This is a genomic window from Pantoea sp. AG702 (genome assembly GCF_003182295.1).
Taxonomy (GTDB): Bacteria; Pseudomonadota; Gammaproteobacteria; order Enterobacterales; family Enterobacteriaceae; genus Pantoea; species Pantoea ananatis.
Window position 1 is genome coordinate 617680 of sequence record NZ_QGTU01000002.1, and the last position, 16070, is coordinate 633749.

Below are 16070 nucleotides of genomic sequence, written 5' to 3' on the forward strand. Positions count from 1 at the left end.
CGTGGCGTAAAGCGATGCAGTTTGTTATGTCACATCATTTTCATTACAGAAATTCATGTTAACTAAATTAATGATTTTGACGGATCTGGATTGGTTTTTTAGTGTTTAGTACTGAATATTTGAATTAATGCCTGTGTTGTAGCGGAAAAGAGACAAGAACGGCCGGAGGAGGGCAGCGATGACAGCGCTGAGCAGGAGAAAGTGAGACGCGGGGTTCTGCGCGTATTACAAGAAAAGTGCTCGCGGCCACCAGGCGATAAAGCCACCAGAAGAGGCAAATTAACCGGACGGCGGCCATCCTGGTTTGCAGCGCATAATAAGTCCTGTTCTGGTTGAAACGGGAAGAGGCATGGATAATGACGAAGGAGAAAATGGCCCCCAACGCAGGGGGCAGGGCAGCGGTAGGGTGACTAGTACGTTTTTAATCCCACTGACGGAATATTTCTGCCGTAGTAAATCTCACGCATTTCCTTCCACAGCAGGTCGGTAATACGTTTATGCTCCTGAGGCGTCAGATCTTCAGGGCGGGTATTGAAAAGATAGTGTTTTAAATCGAACTCTTTTAATAACATCTTGGTGTGAAAGATGTTTTCCTGGTAAACGTTAACATCCACCATGTCGTACATGCCCTTCATGTCTTCAGACATAAAGTTCTGAATAGAATTGATTTCATGGTCGATAAAATGTTTCACGCCGTTCACGTCACGCGTGAAGCCGCGCACGCGATAATCCACCGTGACGATGTCTGACTCCAACTGATGAATCAGATAATTAAGCGCCTTAAGAGGGGAGATCACGCCACAGGTCGATACTTCGATGTCGGCACGGAAGGTGCAAAGGCCGCCTTCTGGGTGGCTCTCTGGATAGGTATGTACACAGATATGACTCTTATCAAGGTGCGCAACGACGGAGTTGGGCAGCGGACCCGGATGTTCTGACGTATCAATATCTTTGGGATCGATGGGTTCCTCACTGACCAGAATGGTCACGCTGGCACCCTGTGGCTCATAATCCTGACGGGCAATATTCAGGACATTTGCGCCAATGATGGAACAGGTTTCGGTCAGAATTTCTGTCAGGCGATTGGCATTATATTGCTCATCGATATAAGCAATATACCCATCACGTTCAGCTTCAGTATTTGCATAGCAAATATCGTAGATACAAAAACTCAGGCTTTTGGTCAGGTTATTGAAGCCATGTAGTTTTAGCTTTTGCAATTTTATTCACCCCCTTATAAATGCCCAGTCAGCGCGGGTCTTCCAGTGCATTCAACAGATATTGTGGCAGGGCAAAGCTGCCAGTATGAATCGCCGGTGTATAGTAACGGCAGCGCAAGCCAGAGGCTTCTAAACGCGCCTGTAACAGGGCCGCGTCGGGCTGGCGCAAAGCAGGATTGTCGCTGGCCCAGGCAAACGTCATGATCCCGCCATAGTAGGTCGGGATAGCCGCCTGATAAAAGCTGACATCCTGGAAGTAGTGGCTGAGTTTACGATGGCTGTTCACTGCCTCGTCCTGCTGCAGGAAGCAGACGCCGTTTTGTGCAACGAAAATACCGTTCTCATTCAGGGCTTTTTTACAGCCTGCATAGAATTCAGAGGTAAACAGGCTTTCGCCCGGACCGATGGGATCGGTACAGTCTGAGATAATAACGTCAAACTTTTCAGTGGTGTGATTGACGAAATTCACGCCGTCATCGATAACCAGATTGAGACGCGGATCGTCGTAAGCGCCGGCACTGTGATTGGGCAAATACTGACGGCAAAAGGTGACCACGCCAGCATCAATCTCGACCATTGTGATTTTTTGGATATCAGCGTGGCGGGACACTTCGCGCAACATGGCACCGTCGCCGCCGCCGATGATCAGCACGCTTTTTGCCGAGCCGTGAGCCAGCAACGGCACGTGCGTCATCATCTCGTGATAGATAAACTCATCACGTTCGGTTGTTTGCACCACGCCATCCAGCGCCATGACGCGACCCATGGCCGCGTTTTCAAAGATGATTAAATCCTGGTGGGCCGTTTTATCCCGATAAAGCTGTTTATCGACGGTAAAATACTGGCCAAAGCCGGCATGAAGTGTTTCATACCACATCTCATTTTGGGCCATGATGAAGCTCTCCTTTCGTGACATCACCCCGAAAATCGGCGGGACATCATAGCTAACTATGATAGTCCTTGCACGGGCAAATGTCTGGTGGGAGAGCGGGCTGGCGCGCTACTTTACATAAGCAAGCAGGCTGAGAGAATCCCGGGCCAACGACTTACATTTTTGGTCATTAGCAATGGCGATGCCGCTTAAATCACGATAGCTGGCTTCGCCGAGGGCTTTCATGTTGTAGTTGTTGTAATTGCTTAAGTCCCAGCGGTTCTGCTGAGCAAAAAACACCAACGCCTTACGAATCTGCGCATCGGGCAAATCCTGGTAGCCACAATCATTTTTTAAATAAACGAATACGGCAGTGAGATCGGCAAGATCTTCTGCTTCGGATTCGCTCAGGGCAAAGCTGGTGGAGGAGAAGCCGAAGAGTCCCGCCAGCAGCAGGATCTTGATGCTTTTCTTCATAGTTATTCTCATCAGATAATTGTCTTAAGACGTTAGCACAGTTATGTAAAGATTTTCGATCAATTTACGCTTTTCGGGGCATTCTGTCCGGCTATGCTTGACCTTGCCATAAGGGCAGGGTTTAGGCTTCAGGTAATTTCGTTACAAGGATGCTGATTATGCAACGTCGCCACTTTTTGAAACTCAGCGCGGCACTGGGCGCGGCGGGTGCGCTGCCGCTCTGGAGCCGCTCGCTCATGGCCGCCACCCGACCGCCGCTTCTTATTCCCGCGTTGCTGGAGGCGGATGCGAATGGCCTGTACAGCCTGACGGCGATGGAGGGCACGACGCAGTGGCAGGGGAAAGCCGTACCCACCTGGGGCTACAATGGCAGCCTGCTGGGCCCGGCGATTCGCCTGAAGCGCGGTACGACAGCCACCATCAACATTCATAACCGGCTTAAAGAAGCGACTACGCTTCACTGGCACGGGCTGGACATTCCCGGTGAGGTAGACGGCGGCCCACAGGGCGTCATTGCACCGGGTGCGATGCGTCAGGTGACCTTTACCCCGGATCAGCCTGCGGCAACCTGCTGGTACCATCCGCATCTACACGGCAAAACCGGCCATCAGGTCGCTCAGGGCCTGGCGGGGTTAATTTTGCTGGAGGATCAGCCGTCAGGTACGCTCCGGCTGCCCAGACAGTGGGGCACCGACGATGTACCGCTTATCTTTCAGGATAAGCAGCTGAGTCAGTCTGGCGAGCATATCGATTATCAACTTGACGTGATGCGCGCGGCGGTGGGCTGGTTTGGCGACATGATGCTGACGAATGGCGTGCAGTATCCGCAGCACGCCGTGCCGCGTGGCTGGCTACGTCTGCGCCTGCTTAACGGCTGCAATGCCCGTTCGCTGCATATCGCGGCCAGCGACAAACGTCCCCTGTGTGTTATCGCCAGTGACGGTGGGCTGCTGTCGGAGCCGGTGAAAGTGGATTCACTTCCGCTGCTCCCTGGTGAGCGTTTTGAGATCATGGTCGATACCTCTGACGGCAACGCCTTTGATATCGTCACGCTGCCGGTCACGCAAATGGGCATGACGCTGGCACCTTTCGATCGCCCCCTGCCGCTGGTGAATATCTTGCCGCTGCGGATCATGGCCAGTGCAACTTTACCCGACCAGCTCGCCACGCTGCCAGCTGTGCCAAAAACAGAAGGCCTGACAACGCGCTGGCTGCAGCTCAGTATGGATCCCCAGTTGGATCAGCAAGGTATGCAGGCGTTAATGGCGCGTTACGGTGAGAAAGCCATGGGCAAAGGAGGGCAGCACGCTATGCCAATGGGCAACGACGCGAGCGAGATGAAACATGACAGCGGCGCAGAGACGATGGATCACCAAAATATGGACCATGGCGCAATGTCCACTGCCGCGTATGATTTCCATAACGGCAATAAAATTAACGGTCTGGCATTTGATATGACGCGTCCCGCCTTCAATGTGAAACAGGGCGCCGTGGAAAAATGGACCATTTCCGGCGAAGGCGACAGCATGCTGCATCCTTTTCATATTCACGGTACACAGTTCCGTATTCTTTCAGAAAACGGCAAACCGCCCGCCGCCCATCGTCAGGGATGGAAAGACATGGTGAATGTCGACGGCTGGCGCAGTGAAGTACTGGTGCGTTTCAATCACGCCGCCGCCGCCGATCATGCTTATATGGCCCACTGCCATTTGCTGGAGCATGAAGATACCGGGATGATGCTGGGCTTCACCGTGACCTGATCAGGCTTGTTCAAGGGCCAGTCGGATGTCTTCTACCAGATCTCCGGCATGTTCGATGCCGATCGATAAGCGTATCGTCGCGTCGGTAATACCGATGCGCTCACGGACTGCATCCGGCACGCCAGAATGCGTGGTTGTGCCGGGATGGCTGGCAAGTGACTCGGTGCCGCCCAGGCTAACGGCCTGCTTAAACAACGCAAGCGCATTGAGAAAGCGAAACGCGGCAGGTTGTCCGCCCACGATATCAAAAGAGAAGGTCGAGCCGGCGCCGCTGCACTGCTCGCGATACGTTTTGCCCGCGGGGCTTTCTGCATCCAGATAGGGCAACCAGTGCAACGCTGCTACCTTAGGATGCGGCTGCAGAAAGGCGGCAACGGCTTCGGCATTGCGAAAGGCTTTTTCCATGCGCAGCGACAGCGTTTCCAGTGAACGGCCAATCATCCAGCTTGAGTGCGGATCCAGTTGCGTACCGATAGCGCTGCGGAGGGCGCGAATTTGCGTCATCAGCGTTTTCTTACCCATCACCGCGCCAGCGATCAGGTCAGAGTGCCCGCCGACATATTTCGTCAGAGAATACAGCGATAAGTCCGCCCCCAGCGTCAGCGGCTGTTGAAAAATCGGGCCCAGCAAGGTGTTATCACAGGCGATGACCGGACGCGAACCCTGATGCCGATCGATCTCGTCGGCGATGCGCCCCATCAGCGCAATATTCACCAGGCTGTTGGTGGGATTCGCCGGGGTTTCCACCAGAATCATCGCGACGCGTCCCTGCGCCATCGCACGATGAGCCGCATCACGCACTTTTGCTTCATCGTGTCCGTCGCTGAAGCCGACCGCCTGAATGTCCAGATTGTGCAGTGTCTTACTCAGCAACGTTTCCGTGCCGCCATACAGCGGCTGCGAATGCAGAATGACTTCTCCCGGTCGTGCAAAGGTTAACAGCGTTGTCGAGATAGCCGCCATACCGGAAGCAAACAGGGCACAGCTTTCCGCCTGTTCGTAAATGGCCAGGCGATCTTCTACGATCTCGCTGTTGGGATGATTAAAGCGGGAATAAACCAGTCCGCCGCTTTTGCCTTCCGGAGGCTGACGACGGCCTGAAACATAGTCGAAAAAGTCGCGGCCTTCTTCTGCGCTGTCGAAAACAAAGGTAGAGGTAAGAAACACGGGCGGCTTCACGGCACCTTCCGACAGGCGAGGATCGTAGCCATAATTCAGCATCTGGGTTTCAGGATGCAGTTGACGATCGCCAACGTGCGTTTTCTTACTTGAGGGTGAAGTCATTGAGATCTCCCAATAAGGTCGTTAACTGCATAACGATATGTTGATAAAATCCTATCATGCAGCAATTAATGCTGTTAAATGCTGTGTTGTTCTAAGGTAATGCTGACTGTGCAACTGCCAGACGACAGGTGAAGATTTTTACTACACGTAAACGTTTGCTTTTTCCGCGCGGCGTCAGTACGCCTTTCTACTATGATAGACTGCGTGGCTTTGTGAGCTACCGGGCAAAAGGCAATGAAACATACTGTTGACGTAATGATCCCTGAACAGGCAATCGCCGCGCGCATCGCTGAACTGGGCAAAGAAATCACCGACCATTACCGCGACAGCGGCAGTGATATGGTGCTGGTGGGGCTACTTCGTGGCTCATTTATGTTTATGGCTGATTTATGCCGCGTCATTGACGTTCCGCACGAAGTGGATTTTATGACCGCATCCAGTTACGGCAGCGGTATGTCCACGACCCGGGATGTGAAAATCCTGAAAGACCTGGATGAAGATATTCGCGGCAAAGATGTTTTAATTGTCGAAGACATTATCGACTCCGGTAACACGCTTTCGAAAGTGCGTGAAATCCTGCGCTTGCGTGAGCCAAAATCCCTGGCGATTTGTACGCTGCTGGATAAGCCTGAACGTCGGGAAGTCAACGTCAACGTTGAATACGTCGGCTTTTCTATTCCCGATGAGTTTGTGGTGGGCTTTGGTATTGATTATGCACAACATTATCGCCACCTCCCTTACATCGGCAAAGTGGTGCCTCTCGAAGACTGAATGCCGTTGACCGCACATTCTTCCAAGGCCTGAGCCCGTCGTTTCGTGTAGGCTTGTCGCGCAACAGCGTTACTGGCGCTGAAAATCGCCCTTAACTAACAGATTAGCCATGCCGTGACGATAGCGTTGTTCAAGGTTCTCCCGGCTGCTTGCCGTCACATCAAGATTGCGCAGGCAGCCATCCTGGATACCGTAAACCCAGCCATGGAGCGACACTTTGCGTCCACGTTTCCAGGCGGATTGCAGAATCGTGGAATGCCCAAGATTATAAACCTGCTCAACAACGTTGATTTCGCAAAGTTTATCCAGGCGTTTATCCGGCGGGAGTTCCCCCAGTAACACGCTATGCTTGTACCAGAGATCGCGAATGTGCAGCAGCCAGTTATCTATGAGACCCAGCTCCGGGTTATCCATAGCGGCCTGAACACCACCGCAGCCATAGTGGCCGCACACGATGATATGTTCAACTTCTAACACCTCTACCGCGTACTGCACCACAGAAAGGCAGTTGAGGTCGGTATGAATGACCAGGTTGGCGACGTTGCGATGAACAAACAGTTCGCCGGGCTCAAGGCCGGTAAGGCGTTCGGCGGGCACGCGGCTGTCTGAACAGCCAATCCAGAGGAAACGCGGTTTTTGCGCCTGAGCCAGTCGCTCAAAAAAGCCGGGATCTTCTTTGACCAGTAATGTGGACCATTCGCGGTTATTACTGATCAGGGTATCAATATCTGTCATGGCGTTAAGCAACCTGTTACTGCGCATTTGCGTGCGCGTACTATAGGCGAAGGCTTCCTAAATTCAAACGGCATTACAATGCCATACAACAGGGTATGTATTCAGAATGACCTATGCACTGGAACTTTCCCGGCTGACCAAGACCTATCCCGGCGGCGTACAGGCGCTCAAGGGCATCGATCTGAACGTCGAAGCCGGTGATTTTTATGCGCTTTTAGGGCCTAACGGCGCGGGTAAATCGACCACTATCGGCATTATCAGTTCGCTGGTGAATAAGTCTGAGGGCAGCGTCAGGGTTTTTGGCTACGATCTGGAAAAAGACGTAGTGAACGCCAAACGCCAGTTGGGCCTTGTCCCACAGGAGTTTAACTTTAACCCGTTTGAAACGGTCATGCAGATCGTAGTGAATCAGGCCGGTTACTATGGCGTTGAGCGCCGTGAAGCCCTGCAACGTGCGGAAAAGCACCTGAAGCAACTCGACCTGTGGGAAAAACGCAACGAGCGCGCGCGGATGTTGTCCGGTGGCATGAAACGTCGTTTGATGATCGCCCGCGCCCTGATGCATGCGCCCAAGCTGCTGATTCTGGATGAACCTACCGCCGGGGTCGATATTGAACTGCGCCGCTCGATGTGGGTGTTTTTGAAAGATCTGAACGCGCAGGGCACCACTATCATTCTGACCACTCACTATCTTGAAGAGGCAGAAATGCTGTGCCGCAACATCGGCATTATTCAAAATGGCGAGCTGGTGGAAAACACCTCAATGAAATCTCTGCTGTCAAAGCTGAAATCGGAAACCTTTATCCTGGATCTGGCCCCGCGCAGTCCGCTGCCGTCGCTGGAAGGTTTCCAGTATCGCCTGGTCGATACATCGACGCTGGAGGTCGAAGTCCTACGTGAGCAGGGGCTGAACAGCGTATTTAGCCAGCTCAGCGCTCAGGGCGTGCAGGTACTGAGTATGCGCAACAAAGCGAATCGTCTGGAAGAGCTGTTCGTCGGCCTGACGCAAGGAAAAACAGGAGCTAAAGCATGACACATTTGTACTGGGTGGCGTTAAAGAGCATCTGGGCCAGGGAGGTGAACCGCTTCGCCCGTATCTGGATTCAGACGCTGGTGCCACCCGTTATCACCATGACGCTGTATTTTATTATCTTCGGCAACCTTATTGGTGCGCGTATCGGCGATATGAATGGGTTCAGCTACATGCAGTTTATTGTGCCTGGCCTGATTATGATGTCGGTGATCACCAACGCCTATGCCAACGTGGCTTCCTCGTTTTTTAGCGCCAAGTTTCAGCGCAATATCGAAGAGCTGCTGGTGGCACCGGTGCCGACGCACATCATCATTGCGGGCTATGTCGGTGGCGGTGTGGCACGCGGCGTTTGTGTCGGTGTGCTGGTTACGGCGGTGTCGCTGTTTTTTGTCCCTTTCCACGTTCATTCATGGATGATGGTTGCCGTCACGCTGCTGCTCACTGCCGTGCTGTTTTCGCTGGCCGGCCTGATTAACGCGGTGTTTGCCCGTACCTTTGACGATATCAGCCTGATACCGACCTTTGTACTGACGCCATTAACTTACCTGGGCGGCGTGTTTTATTCGCTGACGCTGTTACCGCCCGTGTGGCAAGCCATTTCAAAGCTGAACCCGGTGGTGTACATGATAAGCGGCTTCCGCTTTGGTTTCCTCGGCATCCACGATGTTCCGCTGGCGCTGACCTTATCGGTACTGATTGCCTTTATCGTGGTGTTCTATATCGCGGTCTACTTCCTGATTCAGCGCGGGCGCGGATTGCGTACCTGATGCCATGACGGACAAAAAAAGCAGCGATATCGCTGCTTTTTTATGTGGGCCGGGCTTACGCCAACTGTACCGGCAAGGCTTTCGCCAGGCGCTTCATCTGATTATCCCCTTCAAAGTAGGCCACGTTGGGCTTCCACTGACGGGCTTCTGCATCTTCAACCTGCACATAGGAGCAGATAATCAGGATATCGCCTTCACAGGCACAGCGCGCCGCTGCGCCGTTGACCGAAATGATTTTTGAACCTCGTTCGGCGGCGATAGCATAGGTAGAGAAACGCTGACCGTTGGTCACGTTGTAAATATCGATGGCTTCGTATTGCAGGATGCCAGAAGCATCAAGGAAATCCTGATCGATGGCGCAGGAGCCTTCATAGTTGAGGTCTGCCTGCGTCACCTTCACGCGATGCAATTTGCCTTGTAAAACCGTGCGAATCATAGTCAGAAACCTTGTTATACAGCCAAAAATACGACCTGCAGCCTTTACTGCGTGAGGTCGACCTGTTGATTATCGATCAGCCGTGCGTTCCCCAGCCAGGCCGCCATTAAAACCACGGCACGCTGGCTGTCCACCGTCAGAGGCGCTAGCGTTTCTGCATCGCAGATTGCCAGGCCATCCGGACGCAATCCTTTTTCCTGCAGCGACAGATTCGCGGCATCAATAATATCGTCAATCTGCCGCTCGCCATTAGCCAGTCGGGCGGCCATTTCATTCATTACCTGACTCAAACCGGGGGCCAGCTTGCGTTCATCGTCAGTGAGATAGCCGTTGCGTGAGCTGAGCGCCAGGCCATCTTTGGCACGGACGGTGGGCACACCGACAATCTCGATGTCGAACCCCATATCCGCCACCATTTTACGAATGATGGCTAACTGCTGAAAATCTTTCTCGCCGAAGCAGGCTATATCGGGCTGAACCAGATTAAACAACTTGCTGACGATGGTCGCGACGCCGCGAAAATGGCCGGGACGGCTCGCGCCTTCCAGCAGCGATGACAACACCGGGACCTCTACGAACGTCTGATTCGCCAGCCCCTGGGGATAAACCTCGGCAGGTGAGGGCGCAAACACGACATCGACGCCGTGACGGTTGAGCTTCTCGCAATCCTCCTGGAGCGTACGCGGATAGCGAGCCAAATCGTCAGGACGATCAAACTGCATGGGGTTGACGAAAATGGACACGATAACGATATCACCCCGTTCACGCGCCTCGTCGACCAGCGTTAAATGCCCTTCGTGCAGGTTGCCCATTGTCGGCACCAGCGCGATACGTTTACCTTGCTCGCGCCAGCGACGAACGTCACGTCGCAACATAGGCAGAGTGTCGATGATCAGCACGGCAATTCTCCTGAATTACTGGAAACTGTGTTCAACAGCGGGATAGCTTCCTGCTTCAACTTCAGCAATATAGCGGCGGATGGCCGCCCGGATGTCGCCGGTCTCAGCCAGAAAGTTTTTCGCAAATTTGGGCACGTGCCCGCCGGTGATCCCTAGGGCGTCGTGCATGACCAGTATCTGACCGTCGGTAACGTTACCTGCGCCGATACCAATCACCGGAATCGCCAGCGCCTGGGTCACGCGCTGCGCCAGCGCAACAGGGACACATTCCAGCACCAGCAGCTGAGCCCCCGCCGCTTCGATAGCCAGCGCATCAGCCAGAAGCTGCTCCGCGCCTGCTTCATCGCGCCCCTGTACTTTATAACCGCCAAAAATATTCACAGACTGCGGCGTTAATCCCAGATGGCCACATACCGGCACGGCGCGCTCCGTCAGCATGCGTACGCTGTCTGCCAGCCATGCGCCGCCTTCCAGCTTCACCATATTGGCTCCGTCTCGCATGAGCTGCGCTGCGTTATTAAAGGTTTGCTCTGGCGTGGCATAACTCATGAAGGGCAGGTCAGCCAGTAAGAGCGACTGAGGCGCACCCCGACGCACCGCTGCGGTATGGTAGGCGATATCGCTTACCGTTACAGGCAACGTCGAATCATGGCCCTGTACGGTCATTCCCAGCGAGTCGCCTACCAGTAGCACCTGAATGCCCTCATCGGCAAATAGCCGGGCGAAACTAAACTCGTAGGCGGTCAGGGTCGCGAATTTTTTGCCGCTTTCTTTCCACTGACGCAAATGAGAAATGGTGGTGGGTTTCATGGCGCTCTCAACTCAGAAATTCAGATGGACGCATTTTACTGTATCGCGTTGCTGAGCGGAATCTGTGACGTGTGAATAGATGATCAACTGTGCCAGGGACGGATGCTGGAGCAGTCAAGTCTGGCCAGAAGCGGCTGAAGCGGGCGGCCATCAGGCAGGTGCAGATTGGGCGCAATCGCCAGCAGCGGTACCAGCATAAATGCGCGATTAAGCAGGTCGTAATGCGGCACGATCAGCCGATCGCTGTTGAGGCTGGCTGTACCAAACAGCATGATATCAATATCCAGCGTGCGCGGGCCCCAGCGCTCGGCTTTGCGAACGCGACCATGTTCCCGTTCAATTCGCTGGGTTTGATCCAGGAGCGCCTCGGCAGTGAGCGTGGTTTCAAGCGCTACCGCCGCATTGAGGTAGTCCGGCTGGTCGGGTGGGCCATAGGGCGGCGTGCGGTAAAAGGGGGAGGTAGCTACGCGTTGAGTCTCAGGGAGAGCGTCCAGGGCTGAGAGCGCTGCATCAATCTGATGCAGCGGATCGGCAAGGTTACTGCCTAATGCCAGATAAACCCGGGTCATGAGGCGTTGTTGTTATCACGACGCGGAGCCGTTGAACGGCGACGAGGGCGGCGCGTGCGGCTGCGCGGGGCCGGATCGTCTCCCAGGGTATTCAGCATCGTTTTTTGCTGTGGCGGCGCGGCAACCTGGAACTCTCCCCACCACTTACTCAGGCGCAGCAGTTCCGGATTGTTTTCTACCTCCGCTCGCAGCGAGAGCAGGTCGTAAGCAGCACGGAACTTAGGATGCTCCATCAGCTTCCAGGCCCGCTTACCGTGGCGACGAGACATGCGTAGCTGCAGCTGCCAGATGTCGCGAATCAACGATGTGATGCGCTTGGGAATGGCTAACGCACGGCAGGCTTCGTCCAGCGTATCGTTCATGGCCAGGGCAAAGGCATCGTAATAGGTCAGGCCACTTTCCTGCGCAATGCGTTCAGCCGCTTCGAGCTGTGGATACCAGAACATCGCGGCGAACAGGAAGGCCGGATTAACCCGCATATCATTTTGAATACGGTTATCCGTGTTCTTCAGCACCTGGGCCAGCATGCGCTCCATGTGGCTGTCGCCGTTCTCGGTAAAGTTACGGGCCAGCGTGGGGAACAGCGGCTGAAATAACTGGTATTCACACAGCTTAAGCCAGGTACTGTAACCATAGCCGGCCTGCAGCAGTTTTAGCGACTCTTCAAACAGACGCGCGGCGGGCACGTCACGAAGTAACGACGCCAGACGGGGAATCGGCTCAGCCGTTTCAGGCGCAATACGCATATTTAATTTGGCAGCGAAACGCGCAACGCGCAGCATGCGCACAGGATCTTCGCGATAACGGGTTTCCGGATCGCCAATCAAGCGAATAATGCCTTGCTGCAGATCGTTCAGACCACCAACATAATCCCGAACCGAAAAATCGGCCACGCTGTAATAGAGGCTGTTGATCGTCAGATCGCGACGCTGAGCATCATCTTCGATGCTGCCGAAAATATTGTCGCGCAGCAGCATACCGCTCTGGGCACGCTGAGAATTGTTATGATCGTCGCTGGTCTCTTCAATCTGATGATGACCGCGGAATGTCGCCACTTCGATCACTTCCGGCCCAAACATCACGTGCGCCAGACGGAAGCGGCGGCCAACCAGACGGCAGTTGCGGAACAGTTTACGCATCTGCTCCGGCGTGGCGTTTGTGGTCACGTCGAAGTCTTTAGGCTTCTGTCCCAGCAGCAAATCGCGCACGCCGCCGCCAACAAGATAGGCTTCATAACCGGCTTTATTCAGACGATACAGCACCTTGAGGGCATTTTCGCTGATGTCTTTACGTGAGATGGTGTGGCTTTCACGAGGAATGATGGTCATATGACTCTCAGGTTCAACCTCTGCTGGTGCTTCCTCGTCATCACGCTTCAGGACTTTCCGGCAAAAATTAGCGACTCGGGTAAAAATGGGACACCTCGACAGTGACAATTAGGGTGTAGGTAAAATCAGCGGCTAATCATAGCCTGTTGTGAATCATTTGAGAATGCTGTTGTCTATGCATCCGTTATCAGGGCGTTATCGTGAGGTATCAAAGCGATATTCCACTGCTTCACGGCGTCAGACAGCAGTTTCTCCTGCGTTTTGTCCATCCAGCCTTCGGCGACAGGCTGCCCCAGAAAGCGTAAAGCCTGCACCAGGCTCGGCCGCGTATCCCCTTCCGGTAACGCGGGCGCATGATTTTGCTTAGAAAGTTTGTGACCATCGGCCGTCGTTGCCAGCGGCAAATGTAAATAGTCCGGTAGCGCCCAGCCAAATTGCTGGTAAAGAGCAATCTGCCGTACCGTAGGCTCAATTAAGTCTGCACCGCGCACAATTTCCGTGATGCCCTGATGATGATCGTCCACGACGACAGCCAGATTGTAAGCAAACAGCCCATCACGACGATGAATGATAAAATCTTCCTCAGCCAGCCGCCGATCGGCAATGATCTCGCCTCTGAGCCGATCCTGAAAACCATAAACAGGCGCATGCTGGCGCAGGCGCAGGGCCGCACCTTCGGGGCCGCATTGACGATCCCGACAGTGACCATCATAAAAGCCACCGGCTTGCTGAATGCGGCTTCGGGTACAGGTGCAGAAATAGCTTTGACGGTGCGCTCTTAACCAGTGCAGTGCATCGCGATAAGCGTTGTGTCTCTGGGATTGCCACATCACCTCGCCGTCCCAGAACAGGCCGTAATGCTCCAGCTGTTGCAGAATACGCGTTGCGGCACCGGCGACTTCGCGCGGCGGATCGATATCTTCAATACGAACCAGCCAGCGGCCGTGCTGTGAACGTGCGCTCAGGTAACTGCCTAACGCAGCAATCAGGGAGCCGAAATGGAGTTCGCCAGAGGGAGATGGCGCGAAGCGCCCAACGCAGGATGAGTATGACATAGGCGTTATGAATCACACGGCGGAAAAAGTGGGACTTCTTCCGCCGTGTGGCTGCAGTCAGACGGCAACATTAACCCGCCATTTGCTTCTCACGAATTTCTGCCAGTGTCTTACAGTCGATACACAGATCGGCGGTAGGACGCGCTTCAAGACGGCGGATACCGATCTCTACGCCACAGGAATCGCAATAGCCAAAGTCATCATCTTCGACTTTCTTCAGCGTTTTCTCGATCTTTTTAATTAACTTACGCTCGCGGTCGCGGTTACGCAGTTCCAGGCTGAACTCTTCTTCCTGAGCGGCACGGTCAACCGGGTCAGGGAAGTTAGCAGCTTCATCCTGCATATGTGTAACGGTGCGATCGACTTCGTCCCGCAATTGATTGCGCCAGGCTTCCAGAATCTTGCGAAAATGGTCCAGTTGCGCGTCATTCATATACTCTTCGCCCGGCTTCTCCTGATAAGGCTCCACCCCAGCGATGGCGAGAATACTCAGGGACGATGTTTTACGGTTTTGCCCTTCTTGCATGTTGTTTCTCTCCTGGATAACACGCACTATACCCTTCGATAGCCATCGGTAAGCGCATTCACGCTGACCGTGTTTATGGCCCTCTCCTGGGTACATCGATCCCCCAACGGGGAAAAAACAGGCCGCTATAAATAACAGAAGCAGTCAAGGTTGGCAATTATTCCTGATCGCATCTTGACAAGCCTGTGAGGAACAGCGTAGTTGACCCCTGACAGAAGGTAGTCATATCACAGAAGGATGCCAGTGATATTACAATGTTACGTCAACCGGCGTCGTTAATAACATCCCGGCGGATGACAGTTCTGCCCGATAAGCCAAAATCTCCACGCCACTCAGCTGCGCCTGTACCAGTTGCTCTGCGTAAGCGGCATCAATGTGACGCGCCGGGGAAACGTCCTCAATCCCCGAGTGCAGAACGGCAAACAACAAAACGGCCCGATGACCCTCTGCCACAGCCTGACTCAGCTCGCGCAGGTGTTTCTGTCCTCGAATCGTCACCGCATCCGGAAAATAGCCTTTACCTTCCTGCAAAAGCGTCACGGATTTCACCTCAATATAGCACTCAGGTCGATCCTGTGCCTTGAGCAGGAAATCAATTCGGCTTTTTTCAGTGCCATATTTGACTTCGGCCTGACATTCCTCGTAGCCCGCCAGCGGTAAAATCTGGTTTTTGCTTAGCGCCTCACGTACCAGTTGGTTGGCGCGCAGGGTATTCACGCAGATCCAGTGGCCCTGCTGCGTCTCGGTCATCTCCCAGCTATGCGGATATTTGCGCGTCAGGCTGTCAGAGGTTGAATACCAAACGGTGTCGCCCGGGGTTGCACAGCCGGTCATTGCGCCGGTATTGGCGCAATGTATTGTCAGCGTCTCGCCTTCAGGCGTCACGACATCGGCCAGAAAACGTTTATAGCGGGTAACCAGTCGCGCAGATTTGAGAACGGGGGAAAAAAGCATAAGGCTCCTGATTAAGGCAGTAAGGGCCAACTGGCCAGCGTGCGGTAGCGGGTCCGGCCTTGCACGTACTCGGAGGCGAAAAGGGAAAATTCGCTGGCTGAAAATTGCCAGTGAAAGCCGCGAGGGGGCAGGGCGACGGGCTGCGTCGCCGCACGCAGCAGCGTCACGTGGGGATGAAAGGGCTGGGCCGGTTGCCCGCAGCCTTGGCGCGCGGCCTGGGCGCGCAGCAGGCTTGCTAACTGTAACAAGCCGCGCGGCGGACGCTGGCAACCCAGCCACACCACGCCGGGACGAGGCCAGTGGCCCGCATCGTCTAATGCGACGTCAAACGCGGGCTGGCGGATACGCGACGCCAGCGTCTGCAACTGGGTTGAGGTTTCAGGGGAGACATCCCCCAGAAAAGCCAGCGTCAGGTGGAGGTTGGCGGCTGCAATCGGGCGGCCAGCATCCTCACTAAACGTGTGTGCCCGCCAGTGCACCAGTTGCTGTTGCAGCGCCTCTGGCGGGGTAATAGCAAAAAATAAGCGTTGTGACGCCATGGCGGTCTCCGGCAATCCTCACGGATGAGTGCTACA

The 16070-nt window shown here is 54.3% G+C and carries 18 protein-coding genes; 4 read left to right on the forward strand and 14 right to left on the reverse strand.

The genetic code is table 11. The annotated features are described in order from the left end of the window. Positions 1-410: 410 nt before the first annotated feature. The 3 genes from speD to DFO57_RS09165 form a co-directional block, all read right to left on the reverse strand. Entirely contained in the window at positions 411-1220 is an 810-nt protein-coding gene (gene speD, locus DFO57_RS09155; protein ID WP_013024649.1) for an adenosylmethionine decarboxylase, read from the reverse strand. A gap of 28 nt (positions 1221-1248) precedes the next feature. After that, positions 1249-2112, reverse strand: a complete 864-nt coding sequence (gene speE, locus DFO57_RS09160) for a polyamine aminopropyltransferase (protein WP_110015291.1) — start codon at positions 2110-2112, stop codon at positions 1249-1251. Positions 2113-2220: 108 nt separating this feature from the next. Then, on the reverse strand, positions 2221-2568 hold the full coding sequence (locus DFO57_RS09165; RefSeq protein ID WP_014606565.1) for a YacC family pilotin-like protein: 348 nt from the start codon (positions 2566-2568) through the stop codon (positions 2221-2223). Positions 2569-2726: 158 nt separating this feature from the next. Here DFO57_RS09165 and cueO point away from each other — a divergent pair, with 158 nt between their 5' ends. Then, positions 2727-4328 (forward strand): multicopper oxidase CueO, encoded by a 1602-nt coding sequence (cueO, locus tag DFO57_RS09170; RefSeq protein ID WP_110015302.1) that lies wholly within the window; start codon positions 2727-2729, stop codon positions 4326-4328. Here the strand turns inward: cueO and DFO57_RS09175 are convergent, their stop codons facing one another. Then, positions 4329-5612, reverse strand: a complete 1284-nt coding sequence (locus DFO57_RS09175) for a cystathionine gamma-synthase family protein (RefSeq protein WP_013024653.1) — start codon at positions 5610-5612, stop codon at positions 4329-4331. It abuts the gene before it with no gap. A gap of 234 nt (positions 5613-5846) precedes the next feature. Between DFO57_RS09175 and hpt the strand changes: the two genes are divergently transcribed. Continuing rightward, on the forward strand, positions 5847-6383 hold the full coding sequence (gene hpt / locus DFO57_RS09180; RefSeq protein ID WP_013024654.1) for a hypoxanthine phosphoribosyltransferase: 537 nt from the start codon (positions 5847-5849) through the stop codon (positions 6381-6383). Positions 6384-6452: 69 nt separating this feature from the next. On the opposite strand, the gene can is transcribed toward hpt, so the two are convergent. After that, a complete protein-coding gene (can, locus tag DFO57_RS09185) occupies positions 6453-7118 on the reverse strand; it encodes a carbonate dehydratase (protein WP_014606563.1) in 666 nt (221 codons plus the stop codon). A 106-nt stretch (positions 7119-7224) separates the two neighbouring features. Here can and DFO57_RS09190 point away from each other — a divergent pair, with 106 nt between their 5' ends. Next, complete coding sequence (locus DFO57_RS09190) at positions 7225-8151, forward strand: ABC transporter ATP-binding protein (protein WP_013024656.1); 927 nt, start codon at positions 7225-7227, stop codon at positions 8149-8151. Further along, positions 8148-8918 (forward strand): ABC transporter permease, encoded by a 771-nt coding sequence (locus tag DFO57_RS09195; protein ID WP_013024657.1) that lies wholly within the window; start codon positions 8148-8150, stop codon positions 8916-8918. Before DFO57_RS09190 ends, DFO57_RS09195 begins: the two co-directional genes overlap by 4 nt. Before the next feature lie 55 nt (positions 8919-8973). On the opposite strand, the gene panD is transcribed toward DFO57_RS09195, so the two are convergent. The 9 genes from panD to thpR form a co-directional block, all read right to left on the reverse strand. Further along, the gene (gene panD / locus DFO57_RS09200; protein ID WP_013024658.1) at positions 8974-9354 is read right to left on the reverse strand and encodes an aspartate 1-decarboxylase; all 381 of its coding nucleotides are present in this window, start codon (positions 9352-9354) and stop codon (positions 8974-8976) included. Positions 9355-9398: 44 nt separating this feature from the next. Then, the gene (gene panC / locus DFO57_RS09205) at positions 9399-10253 is read right to left on the reverse strand and encodes a pantoate--beta-alanine ligase (protein ID WP_013024659.1); all 855 of its coding nucleotides are present in this window, start codon (positions 10251-10253) and stop codon (positions 9399-9401) included. A gap of 15 nt (positions 10254-10268) precedes the next feature. Continuing rightward, complete coding sequence (gene panB / locus DFO57_RS09210) at positions 10269-11063, reverse strand: 3-methyl-2-oxobutanoate hydroxymethyltransferase (protein WP_110015292.1); 795 nt, start codon at positions 11061-11063, stop codon at positions 10269-10271. Positions 11064-11146: 83 nt separating this feature from the next. Beyond that, positions 11147-11632, reverse strand: a complete 486-nt coding sequence (folK, locus tag DFO57_RS09215; RefSeq protein ID WP_013024661.1) for a 2-amino-4-hydroxy-6-hydroxymethyldihydropteridine diphosphokinase — start codon at positions 11630-11632, stop codon at positions 11147-11149. Next, positions 11629-13047 (reverse strand): polynucleotide adenylyltransferase PcnB, encoded by a 1419-nt coding sequence (gene pcnB / locus DFO57_RS09220; protein ID WP_206099803.1) that lies wholly within the window; start codon positions 13045-13047, stop codon positions 11629-11631. The genes folK and pcnB overlap by 4 nt, the downstream gene beginning before the upstream one ends. A gap of 86 nt (positions 13048-13133) precedes the next feature. After that, entirely contained in the window at positions 13134-14015 is an 882-nt protein-coding gene (gene gluQRS / locus DFO57_RS09225; RefSeq protein WP_105088310.1) for a tRNA glutamyl-Q(34) synthetase GluQRS, read from the reverse strand. A gap of 70 nt (positions 14016-14085) precedes the next feature. Further along, positions 14086-14541, reverse strand: a complete 456-nt coding sequence (gene dksA, locus DFO57_RS09230; RefSeq protein ID WP_006117731.1) for an RNA polymerase-binding protein DksA — start codon at positions 14539-14541, stop codon at positions 14086-14088. A gap of 249 nt (positions 14542-14790) precedes the next feature. After that, a complete protein-coding gene (gene sfsA / locus DFO57_RS09240; protein WP_014592945.1) occupies positions 14791-15495 on the reverse strand; it encodes a DNA/RNA nuclease SfsA in 705 nt (234 codons plus the stop codon). 11 nt (positions 15496-15506) lie between these two features. Next, entirely contained in the window at positions 15507-16034 is a 528-nt protein-coding gene (thpR, locus tag DFO57_RS09245; RefSeq protein ID WP_110015293.1) for an RNA 2',3'-cyclic phosphodiesterase, read from the reverse strand. Positions 16035-16070: the final 36 nt, after the last annotated feature.